The sequence below is a fragment of the Neisseria meningitidis genome, from assembly GCF_022869645.1.
GTDB classification, from domain to species: Bacteria; Pseudomonadota; Gammaproteobacteria; order Burkholderiales; family Neisseriaceae; genus Neisseria; species Neisseria meningitidis.
Genome location: NZ_CP064367.1, coordinates 1262616 through 1279757, shown reverse-complemented (window position 1 = coordinate 1279757; position 17142 = coordinate 1262616). Strand labels below are relative to the sequence as shown.

Here is a 17142-nt window from a genome sequence, read left to right as displayed (position 1 = left end):
TCTTTCTCTAGAAAGGAGGTGATCCAGCCGCAGGTTCCCCTACGGCTACCTTGTTACGACTTCACCCCAGTCATGAAGCATACCGTGGTAAGCGGGCTCCTTGCGGTTACCCTACCTACTTCTGGTATCCCCCACTCCCATGGTGTGACGGGCGGTGTGTACAAGACCCGGGAACGTATTCACCGCAGTATGCTGACCTGCGATTACTAGCGATTCCGACTTCATGCACTCGAGTTGCAGAGTGCAATCCGGACTACGATCGGTTTTGTGAGATTGGCTCCGCCTCGCGGCTTGGCTACCCTCTGTACCGACCATTGTATGACGTGTGAAGCCCTGGTCATAAGGGCCATGAGGACTTGACGTCATCCCCACCTTCCTCCGGCTTGTCACCGGCAGTCTCATTAGAGTGCCCAACTGAATGATGGCAACTAATGACAAGGGTTGCGCTCGTTGCGGGACTTAACCCAACATCTCACGACACGAGCTGACGACAGCCATGCAGCACCTGTGTTACGGCTCCCGAAGGCACTCCTCCGTCTCCGGAGGATTCCGTACATGTCAAGACCAGGTAAGGTTCTTCGCGTTGCATCGAATTAATCCACATCATCCACCGCTTGTGCGGGTCCCCGTCAATTCCTTTGAGTTTTAATCTTGCGACCGTACTCCCCAGGCGGTCAATTTCACGCGTTAGCTACGCTACCAAGCAATCAGGTTGCCCAACAGCTAATTGACATCGTTTAGGGCGTGGACTACCAGGGTATCTAATCCTGTTTGCTACCCACGCTTTCGGGCATGAACGTCAGTGTTGTCCCAGGAGGCTGCCTTCGCCATCGGTATTCCTCCACATCTCTACGCATTTCACTGCTACACGTGGAATTCTACCTCCCTCTGACACACTCGAGTCACCCAGTTCAGAACGCAGTTCCCGGGTTGAGCCCGGGGATTTCACATCCTGCTTAAGTAACCGTCTGCGCCCGCTTTACGCCCAGTAATTCCGATTAACGCTCGCACCCTACGTATTACCGCGGCTGCTGGCACGTAGTTAGCCGGTGCTTATTCTTCAGGTACCGTCATCAGCCGCTGATATTAGCAACAGCCTTTTCTTCCCTGACAAAAGTCCTTTACAACCCGAAGGCCTTCTTCAGACACGCGGCATGGCTGGATCAGGCTTGCGCCCATTGTCCAAAATTCCCCACTGCTGCCTCCCGTAGGAGTCTGGGCCGTGTCTCAGTCCCAGTGTGGCGGATCATCCTCTCAGACCCGCTACTGATCGTCGCCTTGGTAGGCCTTTACCCCACCAACTAGCTAATCAGATATCGGCCGCTCGAATAGCGCAAGGCCCGAAGGTCCCCTGCTTTCTCTCTCAAGACGTATGCGGTATTAGCTGATCTTTCGATCAGTTATCCCCCACTACTCGGTACGTTCCGATATGTTACTCACCCGTTCGCCACTCGCCACCCGAGAAGCAAGCTTCTCTGTGCTGCCGTCCGACTTGCATGTGTAAAGCATGCCGCCAGCGTTCAATCTGAGCCAGGATCAAACTCTTATGTTCAATCTCTAACTTTTTAACTTCTGGTCTGCTTCAAAGAAACCGACAGGACAATGTTCAAAACATTATCTTGTCTGTCTTTCAAACAGTGTGAGGCTCAAGGCACTCACACTTATCGGTAATCTGTTTTGTTAAAGAGCGTTTGAATTATAAAGTATTTCTTCCGCTTGTCAAGATATCTCTCGATATCCCCAACATTCTGTGCTATACTTTTCAGTTCGTCCGCCACTTCTGCAGCAGCGAAGAACCGAACTATACGCCCACAGGGAAAAACGGTCAATGCTTTCAGTGGGATTTTTTTGGGGAAATTCGTCATGTCGCTGTCGGATAAGGTTTTTTATTTCTGCTAAATGCTGCGCCGCCTCCAACAATCCCTTCCTCTTCTCCTCCGGCTGGTGCGCCTTTGTGAATATGCTGCCTGAAACTCGGGGACTCAGACGGCATTTTGTTTGCCGCCATCAGTCGGCAAACTGTTTTTTCATCCTCTCTCGGCGTTCTTGGGACTCAACAGATAAAGTGGCTGTCGGGCGTGCCAGCAGCCGCTTCAGACCGATAGGCTCTCCCGTATCAGCACAGAATCCATAATCCCCTTCATCAATATTGCGGATGGTCGCCTGTATTTTACTGAGAAGTTTTCGTTCCCGATCGCGGGTACGGAGTTCCAATGCGTACTCTTCTTCCTGTGTGGCACGGTCGGCAGGATCGGGGGCTGATTCGTGTTCTTGGAGATGCCCTGTCGTAGCGGAAGCATTTTCAATGAGTTCGTCTTGCATTTTTACCAGCAATTCGCGGAAAAAAGCCAAATGCTCATCATTCATATAATCGTCTTCCGGCCCGTTCCAATTCAAAATATCTTGTTCTGTCAGCTTTGCCATAATGTATATCCTCTCGGTTCACCGAAAAAAACAAAGCACCACAAAGTGGCTTTATTCCTTTGATTTTTATAAGGCTTATTGCCTAAGGCGTTTTTGAAAACGCGCATCATAACACGTTTTGGATTGGTTTTTTTTATTTTCTCTACATTATTGATATTGCCGTTCCATTTCCTGCGAACGGCGCACACAGGCACAAACGCCTTCATTTATGGCTTCGGCGACACGATGCCGTCTGAAGGCTTCCACGGCTTCGTGAGTTGTCCCGCCTTTTGACGTTACATTTTTTTGAAGCTTCTCGAAATCTTCACCCGTCTGCTCGGCAAGGGTAACCGCTCCTTTAAACGTTGCCAGACTGAGCGCGCGTGCTTCTGCCATATCAAACCCTTGTCGGATGGCGGCATTTTGCAATGCGTCCAGCAGATAAAACACATATGCCGGCCCGCTGCCGCTGATACCGGTAATGCTGTGCATTTGCGCTTCATCTTCCAACCAAACAGTCAAACCGACTGATTTCATGATTCGATCGGCAATCCTGCGGTCTGTTTCCGATACTTCCGCTTCGGCATACATACCGGATACGCCCAGCCCGATTTTTCCGGGTGTATTCGGCATAACCCGGACAATGCGGCGTGTTCCCCCGAGGTAACGGCTGAGCGTATCGACCGGCAATCCGGCTGCGACAGAAAGCACCAATGCGCCGTTGGTGCGGATATTTTTGCACGCGGCTTCCATATCCTGCGGCTTGACGGCAAGGATTAAAACATCGTCGGAATGAAGCTCCGGCAAGGTTTCAGAAGTTTCGACCCCCAACTCTTTTTGCAAACGTTCGCGCTTTTCCGCACCCCGATTGGCTATATGGATGCGGTAACCGCCTTGTTTGACCAATCCGCCCGCAACGGCAGCCGCCATATTGCCGCCGCCGAGAAAATAAACATTCATTATTTCTACCCTATTCAAAATTACCTGACTAAATTCATTCCCAATTTTTTACCATCGGACGCGCTCGGACAGACCGTTGCGCCGCAACCCCTGCTTTTTCAAACAATCAAAACCTTCCTGTTTGAACGTCTCAATCAAAGGTTTGCCGTCACGCGTACGCCAATCCAACCCGCAGGCTTCAAACTTCCTTATTTTCCTGTAAAAGTAAGATTGTTGTGCGGATTCATATTCATTTGCCCTGACGGAACGATTGCCGTCTGAAAGCGGTATCTCGTAGTCCTCTAAAGACGGCGGACTCTCGCCGCCAATATCCCAAAAATCGATGGCGGCAGGTTTTCTCGGCTTACACCAGCCGGACAGGGACGAACACTCATACCAACCTGCCAACCGGCAGCCTGCAACCGTAAATGCAAGCAACGCAGCCATTGCCGTATATTTTATTGCCCGAATTTCCATCAGCCCCTTTTCCCGAAAATCGCGCTGCCGATACGGACGTGTGTCGCACCGCACTCAATGGCGGCAGGCATATCGTCCGACATCCCCATAGACAGCACGTCAGCCTTAACGCCAGCCGTATTGAGGTCGGCAAGCAGTTTCCGCATCGTTTGAAATTGCACCTTCAACTCCGTTTCACTGCTGTTGGCTTTGGCAACACACATCAGTCCGCGTACGACGATATTCGGCAGCTTCGCCACTTCCACAGCAAGCGCGACTGCTTCTTCGGGCGCGACACCGTGCTTCACCGCCTCGCCCGCAATGTTCACCTCAATACACACCTGCAAAGGCGGCATTGAGGAAGGACGTTGCCCGCTCAGCCGGACAGCGGTCTTTAGACGGCATACGGTATGCACCCAATGCGCGCGTTCGGCGACAAACTTGGTTTTGTTGGACTGCACATCGCCGATGACGTGCCACACGATGTCGGTCAAATCCGCCAACTCTTCCGTTTTGCCGTACCACTCCTGAATATAGTTCTCGCCGAAATCACGCTGTCCGGCGGCGTAAACTTCGCGGATGCCGTCTGAAGGGAAAGTCTTACCGACGGCAATCAGGCTGACGGAATGCGGCTTCCTTCCCGCCTGCAGAACCAATTTTCCAATACGGTCGGACACCTCCCGATAACGTTCTTGCAACACCGTCATAGATTATCCCCTAATTAAAAATGATTAAACAGTTGAAACCCCTCCAGTCAGGGCGGTACAATCAAGGTTGTTAGAACCATTCCAACCAATCGAAACATTATACTAAACAGAGCCGCATTATGTAGATTACCGACTTACTCGCCTTCGGCGCTAAAAACAAAGCATCCGACCTTCACCTGAGTTCGGGCATATCCCCTATGATTCGGGTTCACGGCGATATGCGGCGCATCAACCTTCCCGAAATGAGCGCGGAAGAGGTCGGTAATATGGTAACTTCGGTGATGAACGACCACCAGCGGAAAATCTACCAGCAAAACTTGGAAGTCGACTTCTCGTTCGAACTGCCCAACGTCGCCCGATTCCGCGTCAACGCCTTCAACACCGGCCGCGGTCCCGCCGCCGTATTCCGCACCATTCCCAGCACCGTCTTATCGCTGGAAGAATTGAAAGCCCCGAGCATTTTCCAAAAAATCGCAGAATCGCCGCGCGGCATGGTATTGGTTACCGGCCCTACCGGTTCGGGCAAATCGACCACGCTTGCCGCGATGATCAACTACATCAACGAAACCCAGCCGGCACACATCCTGACCATCGAAGACCCGATCGAATTCGTCCACCAAAGCAAAAAATCCCTGATTAACCAGCGCGAGCTGCACCAGCACACCCTCAGCTTCGCCAACGCGCTGCGTTCCGCATTGCGCGAAGACCCCGACGTTATCCTTGTCGGCGAGATGCGCGACCCCGAAACCATCGGCTTGGCACTGACCGCCGCCGAAACCGGACACTTGGTTTTCGGCACGCTGCACACGACCGGCGCAGCAAAAACCGTCGACCGTATCGTGGACGTATTCCCGGCGGGAGAAAAAGAAATGGTGCGCTCTATGCTGTCCGAATCGCTGACCGCCGTCATCTCCCAAAACCTGCTGAAAACGCACGACGGCAACGGCCGTGTCGCCTCGCACGAAATCCTGATTGCCAACCCCGCCGTCCGCAACCTCATCCGCGAAAACAAAATCACGCAGATTAACTCCGTCCTGCAAACCGGGCAGGCGAGCGGTATGCAGACAATGGACCAATCGCTGCAATCGCTGGTGCGCCAAGGGCTGATCGCACCGGAAGTCGCACGCAGACGCGCGCAAAACAGCGAAAGTATGAGTTTCTGACACACAACCGCCTTCCGGCCATACCGGCGGGAAAACAAGGCGCAAACACGCGGGGCGGGACGCAGCATCCCGCCCGGCTACCTTTCCGAACAAGAAGCGTCCGCCTTCCTGTTGAAACCTGCCGCCGCAAACTGCAAGGCTTAAACCGAAAAGAAGCTAACGATAAATACCGATAACCTGCACGACATCTTGGACGAAATGGTTCAAGTGTATTCTCAAAAAAAACAAAGCCGATCCGAAACCCCGGCCGAAATCGGCGCACACTTCCACCCGCTGCTCGACCGCCTGTGCGAAACCGCAGAAGCACAAAACGCGTCCGACATCCTTATCAGCAAAGGATTCCCGCCCTCGTTGAAAATCAACAGCGCATTAACCCCGCAGCCGCAAAAGGCGCTGACGGGCGAGGAAACCGCCGCCATCGCCGCATCGACGATGAACGCCGAACAATCGGAAATATTCCGGCGCGACGGCGAAATCAACTACTCCGTCCAGTCGCGCAGCGGCACGCGCTACCGCGCCAACGCCTACCACAGCCAAGGCAGCGCAGGTTTGGTTTTGCGGCGCATCAACCACGTCATCCCGCAAATGCAGGAATTGGGCCTGCCCGAAAAACTCAAAGACCTCGCCGTCGCACCGCGCGGGCTGCTGATTATCGTCGGGCCTACCGGTTCGGGCAAATCCACCACGATGGCGACTATGCTCGAACACCGCAACAAAACCCTGCCCAGCCATATCGTTACCATCGAAGACCCGATTGAGTTTATCTACAAACCGCGCCGCTGCATCTTTACCCAGCGCGAAATCGGCGTCGACACCATAAACTGGCAGACGGCGGTACAAAACGCTATGCGCCAATCCCCCGACGTGGTCTGCATCGGCGAAGTCCGCAGCAGGGAAAGTATGGAATACGCGATGCAGCTCGCCCAAACCGGCCACCTGTGCATTTTTACGCTCCACGCCAACACCGCGCCGCAGTCGCTCGAACGCATACTCAACTTCTACCCCAAAGAACAGCACAACCAAATACTGATCGACATCGCCCTCAACCTGACCGGCATCATCTGCCAACGCCTCGCCCTCAAACAAGACAAAACGGGCAGGACGGCGGTTGTCGACTTGCTCATCAACACGCCCGCCATCCAAGACTTCATCCTGAAGGGCGACCTGATGAACATCAGTAAAATCATGGAAACCGCCAAAACCGACGGAATGCAGACGATGGATCAAAACCTTTTCGAACTGTACCGTCACGGCATCATCAGTTACGAAGAAGCCCTGCGCCAGTCCGTTTCCGCCAACAACCTGCGATTGCACATCCAACTGCACAAAGAAGGCAAAACGCCCGAACTCCTTTACGACAGGGTCAACGGTCTCAACCTCATTTCCTGATCCGCAAAACCCAATGCCGTCTGAAAACCGCATCCCCGTTTTCAGACGGCATGATTTTATCCGCCCCATTCATGTGCTACACTTTATAGTGGATTAAATTTATAGTGGATTAACAAAAATCAGGACAAGACGACGAAGCCGCAGACAGTACAAATAGTACGGAACCGATTCACTTGGTGCTTCAGCACCTTAGAGAATCGTTCTCTTTCAGCTAAGGCGAGGCAACGCCGTACTGGTTTTTGTTAATCCACTATATTCACTTCATAACAATAAACCGGTAAAACCATGAAAACCCCACTCCTCAAGCCTCTGCTCATTACCTCGCTTCCCGTTTTCGCCAGTGTTTTTACCGCCGCCTCCATCGTCTGGCAGCTAGGCGAACCCAAGCTCGCCATGCCCTTCGTACTCGGCATCATCGCCGGCGGCCTTGTCGATTTGGACAACCGCCTGACCGGACGGCTGAAAAACATCATCGCCACCGTCGCCCTGTTTACCCTCTCCTCGCTCACGGCACAAAGCACCCTCGGCACAGGGCTGCCCTTCATCCTCGCCATGACCCTGATGACCTTCGGCTTTACCATTTTAGGCGCGGTCGGGCTGAAATACCGCACCTTCGCCTTCGGCGCACTCGCCGTCGCCACTTACACCACACTTACCTACACCCCCGAAACCTACTGGCTGACCAACCCCTTCATGATTTTATGCGGCACCGTACTGTACAGCACCGCCATCATCCTTTTCCAAATCATCCTGCCCCACCGCCCCGTTCAAGAAAACGTCGCCAACGCCTACGAAGCGCTCGGCAGCTACCTCGAAGCTAAAGCCGACTTTTTCGATCCCGACGAAGCCGAATGGATAGGCAACCGCCACATCGACCTCGCCATGAGCAACACCGGCGTCATCACCGCCTTCAACCAATGCCGTTCCGCCCTGTTTTACCGCCTTCGCGGCAAACACCGCCACCCGCGCACCGCCAAAATGCTGCGTTACTACTTTGCCGCCCAAGACATACACGAACGCATCAGCTCCGCCCACGTCGATTATCAGGAAATGTCCGAAAAATTCAAAAACACCGACATCATCTTCCGCATCCACCGCCTGCTCGAAATGCAGGGACAAGCCTGCCGCAACACCGCCCAAGCCCTGCGCGCAAGCAAAGACTACGTTTACAGCAAACGCCTCGGCCGCGCCATCGAAGGCTGCCGCCAATCGCTGCGCCTCCTTTCAGACAGCAACGACAATCCCGACATCCGCCACCTGCGCCGCCTTCTCGACAACCTCGGCAGCGTCGACCAGCAGTTCCGCCAACTCCAGCACAACGGCCTGCAGGCAGAAAACGACCGCATGGGCGACACCCGCATCGCCGCCCTCGAAACCGGCAGCCTCAAAAACACCTGGCAGGCAATCCGTCCGCAGCTAAACCTCGAATCAGGCGTATTCCGCCATGCCGTCCGCCTGTCCCTTGTCGTTGCCGCCGCCTGCACCATCGTCGAAGCCCTCAACCTCAACCTCGGCTACTGGATACTACTGACCGCCCTTTTCGTCTGCCAACCCAACTACACCGCCACCAAAAGCCGCGTCCGCCAGCGCATCGCCGGCACCGTACTCGGCGTAATCGTCGGCTCGCTCGTCCCCTACTTTACCCCCTCCGTCGAAACCAAACTCTGGATCGTCATCGCCAGTACCACCCTCTTTTTCATGACCCGCACCTACAAATACAGCTTCTCGACATTTTTCATCACCATTCAAGCCCTGACCAGCCTCTCCCTCGCAGGGTTGGACGTATACGCCGCCATGCCCGTACGCATCATCGACACCATTATCGGCGCATCCCTTGCCTGGGCGGCGGTCAGCTACCTGTGGCCCGACTGGAAATACCTCACGCTCGAACGCACTGCCGCCCTTGCCGTATGCAGCAACGGCGCCTATCTCGAAAAAATCGCCGAACGCCTCAAAAGCGGCGAAACGGCCGACGACGTCGAATACCGCGCCACCCGCCGCCGCGCCCACGAACACACCGCCGCCCTCAGCAGCACCCTTTCCGACATGAGCAGCGAACCCGCAAAATTCGCCGACAGCCTGCAACCCGGCTTTACCCTGCTCAAAACCGGCTACGCCCTGACCGGCTACATCTCCGCCCTCGGCGCATACCGCAGCGAAATGCACGAAGAATGCAGCCCCGACTTTACCGCACAGTTCCACCTCGCCGCCGAACACACCGCCCACATCTTCCAACACCTGCCCGAAACCGAACCCGACGACTTTCAGACAGCACTGGATACACTGCGCGGCGAACTCGACACCCTCCGCACCCACAGCAGCGGAACACAAAGCCACATCCTCCTCCAACAGCTCCAACTCATCGCCCGGCAGCTCGAACCCTACTACCGCGCCTACCGACAAATTCCGCACAGGCAGCCCCAAAACGCAGCCTGAAAAAGTTTCGGCATTTTGTAAGAGAGAGCAGATTGTCAGACAGGTTGCAAGATAGTGGATAAAGCTTTGCGCAGGGTAAATGCGTAGCAACTGAACCGTCATTCCCACGAATCTACATTCCGTCATTCCCACGAAAACAGAAAACCAAAAACAGAAACCTAAAATCCCGTCATTCCCACAAAAGTGGGAATCCAGAATCCCGGACTTTCAGATAATCTTTGAATATTGCTGTTGTTCTAAGGTCTAGATTCCCGCCTGCGCGGGAATGACGAATCCATCCGCACGGAAACCTACATCCCGTCATTCCCACGAAAGTGGGAATCCAGAATCCCGGACTTTCAGATAATCTTTGAATATTACTGTTGTTCTAAGGTCTGGATTCCCGCCTGCGCGGGAATGACGGCGGAGCGGTTTCTGTTTTTTCCGATAAATTCCTAAAACTCAAAATTTCATCATTCCCACAAAAACAGAAAACCAAAATCAGAAACCTAAAATTCGTCATTCCCGCGAAAGTGGGAATCCAGAATCCCGGACTTTCAGATAATCTTTGAATATTACTGTTGTTCTAAGGTCTAGATTCCCGCCTGCGCGGGAATGACGGCAGAGCGGTTTCTGTTTTTTCCGATAAATTCCTAAAACTCAAAATTTCATCATTCCCACAAAAACAGAAAAACAAAATCAGAAACCTAAAATTCGTCATTCCCGCGCAGGCGGGAATCCAGTGCGTTGAGCTTCAGCTATTTAGAATAAATTTTGAAACTCTAATCCCGTCATTCCCACGAAAGTGGGAATCCAGAATCTCAAACTTTCAGATAATCTTTGAATATTGCTGTTATCCCAAGGTCTAGATTCCCGCCTGCGCGGGAATGACGAATCCATCCGTACGGAAACCTACATCCCGTCATTCCCACGAACCTACATCCCGTCATTCCCACGAAAGTGGGAATCCAGTTTTTTGAGTTTCAGTCATTCCCGATAAATTGCCTTAGCATTGAATGTCTAGATTCCCGCCTGCGCGGGAATGACGACAGAACGGTTTCTGTTTTTTCCGGTAAATTCCTAAAACTCAAAATTTCATCATTCCTACAAAAACAGAAAACCAAAATCAGAAACCTAAAATCCCGTCATTCCCACGAAAGTGGGAATCCAGTTTTTTGAGTTTCAGTCATTCCCGATAAATTGCCTTAGCATTGAATGTCTAGATTCCCGCCTGCGCGGGAATGACGATTCATAAGTTTCCCGAAATTCCAACATAACCGAAACCTGACAGTAACCGTAGCAACTGAACCGTCATTCCCACGAAAGTGGGAATCTAGAAATGAAAAGCAACAGGCATTTATCGGAAATAACTGAAACCGAACAGACTAGATTCCCGCCTGCGCGGGAATAACGGCTGCAGATGCCCGACGGAGACCTTTGCAAAATTCCTTTCCCCCCAACAACCGAAACCCCAACACAGGTTTTCGGCTGTTTTCGCCCCAAATACCGCCTAATTCTACCCAAATCCCCCCTTAATCCTGCCCGGATACCCGATAATCAGGCATCCGGGCTGCCTTTTAGGCGGCAGCGGGCGCACTTAACCTGTTGGCGGCTTTCAACAGGTTCAAACACATCGCCTTCAGGTGGCTTTGCGCACTCACTTTAATCAGCCCGAAATAGGCTGCCCGCGCATAGCGGAATTTACGGTGCAGCGTACCGAAGCTTTGTTCGACCACATAACGGGTCTTCGACAAATATCGGTTGCGTTTGGTTTGCGCTTCCGACAGCGGACGGTTGCGGCAGGCTTTGCGCATAATGCCGTTCTGCAACCGATGTTCTTTCAGATGTTGCCGGTTTTCCGCACTGTCGTAGCCTTTGTCGGCATAGACGGTCGTACCTTCAGCTATCCCTTCCAACAACGGCGACAGGTGTTTGCACTCATGGGCATTGGCGGGGGTGATGTGCAGTTTCTCGATATAGCCTTCTGCATCGGTACGGGTATGTTGTTTGTAACCGAGTTTGTAGAGGCCGTTTTTCTTGATTCAACGGGCATCGCTGTCCTTACTCGGTGTGGTTTGGCCGCTGATTTGTCCTTCTTCGTCAACTTCTATGGCCTGACGCTGTTTGCTGCCAGCGGTCTGAATAATGGTGGCGTCAATGACGGCGGCGGATGCTTTCTCTACTTTTAAGCCTTTTTCGGTCAGTTGGCAGTTAATCAGTTCCAACAGTTCGGACAGGGTGTCGTCTTGCGCCAGCCAGTTGCGGTAGCGGCATAAGGTGCTGTAATCGGGGATGCTTAGTTCGTCAAAACGGCAAAACAGGTTGAAATCGATGCGGGTAATGAGGCTGTGTTCGAGTTCGGGATCGGAGAGACTGTGCCATTGTCCGAGCAGGACGGCTTTGAACATGGACAGCAGGGGATAGGCGGGACGGCCGCGGTGGTCTCTAAGGTAACGGGTTCTTTGACGATTCAGGTACTGTTCGATCGGCTGCCAATCAATCACCCGGTCCAACTTCAATAGCGGGAAACGGTCGATGTGTTTGGCAATCATGGCTTGGGCGGTTTGTTGAAAGAAGGTGCTCATGAGAAATCCCCTAAATGTCTTGGTGGGAATTTAGGGGATTTTGGGGAATTTTGCAAAGGTCTCCGACGGTCTTTATAGCGGATTAACAAAAATCAGGACAAGGCGGCGAAGCCGCAGACAGTACAAACAGTACGGAACCAATTCACTTGGTGCTTCAGCACCTTAGAGAATCGTTCTCTTTGAGCTAAGGCGAGGCAACGCCGTACTGGTTTTTGTTAATCCACTATAAAAAACCGCCCTATCGGATAAGTCGCTTGACTGAAAAGGCTTTACCCGCGCCGTATCGGAACACGTCCTCTAAAATACAATCCGTTGAATTGAAACAAATATAAAAACATTCGACCGCAAAAACGGCAGCGCATCGTTTGACAAAGATTGAAAATATTGGTTAAAAACCGATTTTCATACAAAAAACACCGCTGCCGTCCGCATCCGTTTCAGACGGTATTGAGAGAAAATCTTTTAGGAGAACCTTTATGTCCCGGCATCCCGCCCGCACCGGAGAAAAAACATTCTTCGGCCACCCCTTCCAGCTTTCCACCCTCTTCCATATCGAATTGTGGGAACGTTTTTCATTTTACGGAATGCAGGGCATCCTGCTGATTTACCTCTACTACACCGCCGACAAAGGCGGCTTGGGCATAGACAAAACCCTCGCCGGCGGCATTGTCGGCGCATACAGCGGCAGCGTGTACCTGTCCACCATTTTGGGCGCGTGGTTTGCCGACCGCGTATGGGGTGCGGAAAAGACCCTCTTCCTCTCGGGCATCGTCGTGATGCTCGGACACATCGTCCTTGCCGCCGCCCCGGGCCTGTACGGCCTTTTAATCGGGCTGATATTCATCGCATTGGGCAGCGGCGGTGTGAAATCTACGGCCAGTTCTATGGTGGGCGCATTATACGAACAGGACGAAATGCGCCCGCTGCGCGATGCGGGATTTTCCATTTTCTACATCGCCATCAATATCGGCGGCTTCCTAAGCCCGCTGCTGACCGGCCTGCTGCAGGAAAACATCGGTTTCCATTATGGTTTCGGCGCGGCGGCGGTCGGTATGGCATTCGGCTTGTGGCGTTATTCCTTGGGACGTAAAAACCTGCCCCACCCCACCGTCCCCCATCCGCTTTCAAAAGGACAGGGCAAAACTGCGGCCGCCGTCGGCATCGCCCTCATCGCCGCACTTGCAACCGCCATCAAAACCGGGCTTGTCAACCTCGACAATTTCTCCGGCATCCTCCTATCTACCGTCATCCTTGCCGTCATCGTCTATTTTACCCGGCTGCTGACCAACCCCCGCGTCAGTTCCGACAACAAGCGGCACATCATCGCCTACATCCCGCTTTTCCTGACCATCTGTATGTTTTGGGCGGTCTGGTTTCAGATTTACACCGTGGCAACCGTCTATTTCGACGAAACCGTCAACCGCACCATCGGTTCGTTTACCGTACCCGTCGCTTGGAAAGATTCTATGCAAAGCCTGTGGGTCATCCTGTTTTCCGGACTTATGGCGGCAATGTGGACAAAAATGGGGCGCAAACAGCCCAAAACCCCGCTGAAATTCGCTATGGCGGTATTTGTTACCGGCGCGTCGTTTTTGGGATTCGTCCCCTTTATTTCCGCCGGCACGCCGATGCCTATTGCGGTTTTCGCACTGATTGTCCTTACCATCACGATAGGCGAACTGATGATTTCCCCGATTGCGCTGTCCATCTCCACCAAAATCGCACCGCCTTTATTCAAAACCCAAATGGTCGCCCTTAATTTCCTTGCCTTTTCATTAGGCTTCACTTTGGGCGGCGTATTGTTTGAAAAAGGCTATCAGGCGGGCGACGAAATCGGCTTCTATCGGCTGCTGTTCTACATCGGCGCAGCCACAGGCTTCCTGCTGCTCCTGCTCGTCCCCAAATTGAACAAAATGCTCGAAGGCACAGACTAAGTCCCGCCCCGATGCCGTCTAAACCCTTCAGACGGCATTTTTCCGCATAATGAAACCAAACCGTTTCCACCCGACAGGACAGGCTCCCCCCCAACCGGAAGGCAGCCTGCCGATTGTCATTTAAATATCTGACTGATTCCGTCTGTTTGCAAGGGAAATAGCCGTTTATTTCCGCTTGGGCGGAAACCGGTTCTATTGAGTAAAAGGCATTTTATCCGACTAAATTAGTGCTGCATCAACGGAATATATAGTGGATTAACAAAAATCAGGACAAGGCGACGAAGCCGCAGACAGTACAAACAGTACGGAACCGATTCACTTGGTGCTTCAGCACCTTAGAGAATCGTTCTCTTTGAGCTAAGGCGAGGCAACGCCGTACCGGTTTTTGTTAATCCACTATAAAAACACAACCTAAATAAAAATGCCGTCTGAACCATATTTCAGGTTTCAGACGGCATTTGCCTGTCGGATGCACACCGGACAGGCGGTAAGCCGGGTTCTGTCTCGGACAGTCATTCCTCTAGGCATACCGTTGCCGGTATGCTCAAGCAACCTACCCGAACGCTCGGCGGGCAGCGTCATTGCGTTCTGTTTGGTCTTGCTCCGAATGGGGTTTGGCCTGCCGCATATTGTTACCAAATGCGCGGTGCGCCCTTACCGCACCTTTTCACCCTTGCCTGTGCTGCCAAAGCAGCCATCGGCGGTTTTGCTTTCTGTTCCACTTTCCGTCGCGTTACCGCGCCCGGCCGTTAACCGGCATTCTACCCTGCGGAGCCCGGACTTTCCTCCCCGTATGCCTTACGCGATACGCGGCGACTGTCTGCCCGTCCCGTGTGCGGCGCGGATTATAACACGAAACGCAAAAATGCCGTCTGAAACGGTACAGGTTTCAGACGGCATACAGCCTAAACTACACGCCCTGTTTCAGGCTGGCTTCGATAAAGCCGTCCAAGTCGCCGTCCAATACGGCTTTGGTGTTGCCGACTTCGTAGCCTGTGCGCAAGTCTTTAATGCGTGAGGAGTCCAAGACGTACGAACGGATTTGGCTGCCCCAACCTACATCGGATTTACCTTCTTCCAACGCCTGTTTCTCTTCGTTGCGTTTGCGCATTTCCAATTCATACAGTTTGGACTTCAACATTTCCATCGCGGCGGCTTTGTTGGCGTGTTGCGAACGGTCGTTTTGACATTGCACCACAATCCCCGTCGGCTCGTGGGTAATACGCACGGCGGAGTCGGTTTTGTTGATGTGCTGACCGCCCGCGCCCGATGCGCGATAGGTGTCGATACGCAAATCGGCGGGGTTGATTTCGATTTCAATGGAATCATCGATTTCAGGGTAAACGAACACGGAGGCAAACGAAGTATGGCGTTTGTTGTTCGAGTCAAACGGTGAATAGCGCACCAAGCGGTGAACGCCGGTTTCGGTACGCAGCAAACCATAGGCGTATTCGCCTTCCACTCGGATAGTCGCGCGGTTGATGCCCGCGATTTCGCCGTCGTCTTCTTCGAGGATTTCGATTTTGAAGCCTTTGCGCTCGGCGTAGCGGCTGTACATACGGAACAGCATACCCGCCCAGTCTTCCGCTTCCGTACCGCCCGCGCCTGCGGTGATGTCGATAAAGCAGTTGTTCGGGTCGGCGGGCTGGTTGAACATCCGTTTGAACTCCAAATCCGCCATCTGTTTTTCCAGCCCCGCCACATCTTCCTGCACGGCGGCAAAACCTTCTTCGTCGTTTTCTTCGACGGTCATTTCAATCAGCATGCGGTTGTCTTCGATGCCCATCGCGATGTTGTCGAGCGTCAACACGATGCCTTCGAGGATTTTGCGCTCTTTGCCGATTTCTTGGGCGCGTTTCGGGTCGTTCCAAAGTTCGGGGTCTTCGGAAAGACCGATAACTTCTTCCAATCGGTCTTTCTTACCCTGATAATCCATATAAACTCGGATGTCTTCGCTGCGCTTTTCCAAATCATTCAGGGTATTGTTGAGCTGGTTGATTACTTCGGCTTCCATGATTCTTTTGTTCTTTCAAAATTTTAGGGGCGTATTGTACGGGATTCGGGTATTTTTTTCTATGGATAAAGCCTTCTGGAAACACGTTCGGACGGCATAGCGTCAATAACGGTATGCCGCCAGTTTGCGTTTGATTTCAGGCAATGCGGCACGTGCTGCCTCCTCACCCAACCGGATGGCGCGTTTTTTCTGATCGAATCCGCCGACTGCACCCAAATCCAAAACCTGCGGTTTGATAACCACATCCGCCTGCCCCAACTCATTTTGCAACGCGGAAACGCTCATTACGTTCAGCGTCTGATCGAGATAAGAGAAGAAGCCTTGGCTGATGTTTTTGCTCGGACGGGCGGAAATATCGACGGCAATCACGAAATTCGCCCCCTGCCGCCGGGCGGCACTGACGGGCACGGGCTGCGACAGACCGCCGTCAACATATGTATGCCTGCCGATGATAACGGGTTGGAACACATTGGGAATGGCGGCGGAAGCGCGCACAGCCTGCCCGGCATTCCCTTGATTGAAAGCGACGGCCTTGCCGGTTTCAAAATCAGTAGCAACGGCGGCAAATTTGATGGGAAACTGCTGAATCCGCCTGCCGCCGACTTTTCGGTTGATGTAATTTTGCAGCTTTTCGCCTTTGATAAAACCACTGGTGGACAAGGTTAAATCGACCAAATCGGTTTTACCTAAAATTTCGGCTTCCAATTCGAGGCGGTCGGGCGACATACCCGATGCAAAAAGGCTGCCGACTATCGAACCTGCCGATGTGCCGGTAACCACCTTCACAGGAATACCGTTTTCTTTCAAAACCTTAATAATACCTACATGGGCAAATCCTTTAGATGCGCCGCCACCGAGTGCCAAACCGACCACTGCGGCGGGTTTGGCGGTTTGCACCGGCTTGCGGGCAGCATTATTTCCCGCCGTGCCGCAGGCGGCAAGCAACGCGGCGGCGGCGATTGCCAAAAGCGGTCTGATTTTTGAAAACGTTACCATATTTTCCATTCCTTTATATATCGCACCCCGTCAAAAAGAGGGATTGCTTTTCTTAACAACCCCCTTTGACAGCCAAGCAAATGGGGGCTTTGTTAAGTCATCATCAAAATTAATATTTCTTTTTTTCCTTTACGGAAATTA

10 protein-coding genes, 1 rRNA gene, 1 other RNA gene and 1 pseudogene are annotated in these 17142 nt (G+C 52.8%); 4 read left to right on the top strand and 9 right to left on the bottom strand.

All coding sequences use genetic code 11. The annotated features are described in order from the left end of the window. Positions 1–11: 11 nt before the first annotated feature. The 5 genes from IUJ45_RS06520 to IUJ45_RS06500 form a co-directional block, all read right to left on the bottom strand. Positions 12–1552: ribosomal RNA gene (locus IUJ45_RS06520) — 16S ribosomal RNA — on the bottom strand. Between the two features lie 455 nt (positions 1553–2007). Further along, the gene (gene dksA / locus IUJ45_RS06515) at positions 2008–2424 is read right to left on the bottom strand and encodes an RNA polymerase-binding protein DksA (protein WP_002231430.1); all 417 of its coding nucleotides are present in this window, start codon (positions 2422–2424) and stop codon (positions 2008–2010) included. Positions 2425–2571: 147 nt separating this feature from the next. Beyond that, positions 2572–3363, bottom strand: a complete 792-nt coding sequence (proC, locus tag IUJ45_RS06510; RefSeq protein WP_105182941.1) for a pyrroline-5-carboxylate reductase — start codon at positions 3361–3363, stop codon at positions 2572–2574. Positions 3364–3411: 48 nt separating this feature from the next. Then, positions 3412–3819, bottom strand: coding sequence for a hypothetical protein (locus IUJ45_RS06505; RefSeq protein ID WP_002239400.1), 408 nt, complete (start codon positions 3817–3819; stop codon positions 3412–3414). Continuing rightward, positions 3819–4505 carry a YggS family pyridoxal phosphate-dependent enzyme gene (locus IUJ45_RS06500; protein ID WP_002239404.1) on the bottom strand — a complete coding sequence of 229 codons (687 nt, stop codon included), beginning with the start codon at positions 4503–4505 and terminating at the stop codon, positions 3819–3821. Before IUJ45_RS06500 ends, IUJ45_RS06505 begins: the two co-directional genes overlap by 1 nt. A 125-nt stretch (positions 4506–4630) precedes the next feature. Between IUJ45_RS06500 and pilT the strand changes: the two genes are divergently transcribed. From pilT to yccS, 3 genes are all read left to right on the top strand, one after another. Then, a complete protein-coding gene (gene pilT, locus IUJ45_RS06495; protein ID WP_226893076.1) occupies positions 4631–5668 on the top strand; it encodes a type IV pilus twitching motility protein PilT in 1038 nt (345 codons plus the stop codon). A gap of 162 nt (positions 5669–5830) precedes the next feature. Then, positions 5831–7057: a PilT/PilU family type 4a pilus ATPase gene (locus tag IUJ45_RS06490; RefSeq protein ID WP_002218483.1), complete on the top strand. Its 1227-nt coding sequence runs from the start codon at positions 5831–5833 to the stop codon at positions 7055–7057. 285 nt (positions 7058–7342) lie between these two features. After that, on the top strand, positions 7343–9493 hold the full coding sequence (gene yccS, locus IUJ45_RS06485) for a YccS family putative transporter (RefSeq protein WP_082308663.1): 2151 nt from the start codon (positions 7343–7345) through the stop codon (positions 9491–9493). Between the two features lie 1556 nt (positions 9494–11049). Here yccS and IUJ45_RS06480 read toward each other — a convergent pair. Then, positions 11050–12057 (bottom strand): annotated as a pseudogene (locus IUJ45_RS06480) (IS5 family transposase). Between the two features lie 476 nt (positions 12058–12533). Between IUJ45_RS06480 and IUJ45_RS06475 the strand changes: the two are divergent. Beyond that, positions 12534–13991 carry an oligopeptide:H+ symporter gene (locus tag IUJ45_RS06475; RefSeq protein WP_082308662.1) on the top strand — a complete coding sequence of 486 codons (1458 nt, stop codon included), beginning with the start codon at positions 12534–12536 and terminating at the stop codon, positions 13989–13991. Positions 13992–14463: 472 nt separating this feature from the next. Here the strand turns inward: IUJ45_RS06475 and rnpB are convergent. From rnpB to IUJ45_RS06460, 3 genes are all read right to left on the bottom strand, one after another. After that, an RNA gene (rnpB, locus tag IUJ45_RS06470) (RNase P RNA component class A) lies at positions 14464–14823 on the bottom strand. Positions 14824–14901: 78 nt separating this feature from the next. After that, a complete protein-coding gene (prfB, locus tag IUJ45_RS06465) occupies positions 14902–16005 on the bottom strand; it encodes a peptide chain release factor 2 (RefSeq protein ID WP_082308661.1) in 1104 nt (367 codons plus the stop codon). Positions 16006–16107: 102 nt separating this feature from the next. Further along, positions 16108–17001 (bottom strand): patatin-like phospholipase family protein, encoded by an 894-nt coding sequence (locus IUJ45_RS06460; protein ID WP_002233319.1) that lies wholly within the window; start codon positions 16999–17001, stop codon positions 16108–16110. Positions 17002–17142: the final 141 nt, after the last annotated feature.

Coding starts and splice junctions, on each gene's coding strand:
- prfB (WP_082308661.1), bottom strand. CDS start 16,005: ATGGAAGCCGAAGTAATCAACCAGCTCAACAATACCCTGAATGATTTG.
- yccS (WP_082308663.1), top strand. CDS start 7,343: ATGAAAACCCCACTCCTCAAGCCTCTGCTCATTACCTCGCTTCCCGTT.
- IUJ45_RS06460 (WP_002233319.1), bottom strand. CDS start 17,001: ATGGTAACGTTTTCAAAAATCAGACCGCTTTTGGCAATCGCCGCCGCC.
- IUJ45_RS06500 (WP_002239404.1), bottom strand. CDS start 4,505: ATGACGGTGTTGCAAGAACGTTATCGGGAGGTGTCCGACCGTATTGGA.
- proC (WP_105182941.1), bottom strand. CDS start 3,363: ATGAATGTTTATTTTCTCGGCGGCGGCAATATGGCGGCTGCCGTTGCG.
- IUJ45_RS06475 (WP_082308662.1), top strand. CDS start 12,534: ATGTCCCGGCATCCCGCCCGCACCGGAGAAAAAACATTCTTCGGCCAC.
- dksA (WP_002231430.1), bottom strand. CDS start 2,424: ATGGCAAAGCTGACAGAACAAGATATTTTGAATTGGAACGGGCCGGAA.
- IUJ45_RS06505 (WP_002239400.1), bottom strand. CDS start 3,819: ATGGAAATTCGGGCAATAAAATATACGGCAATGGCTGCGTTGCTTGCA.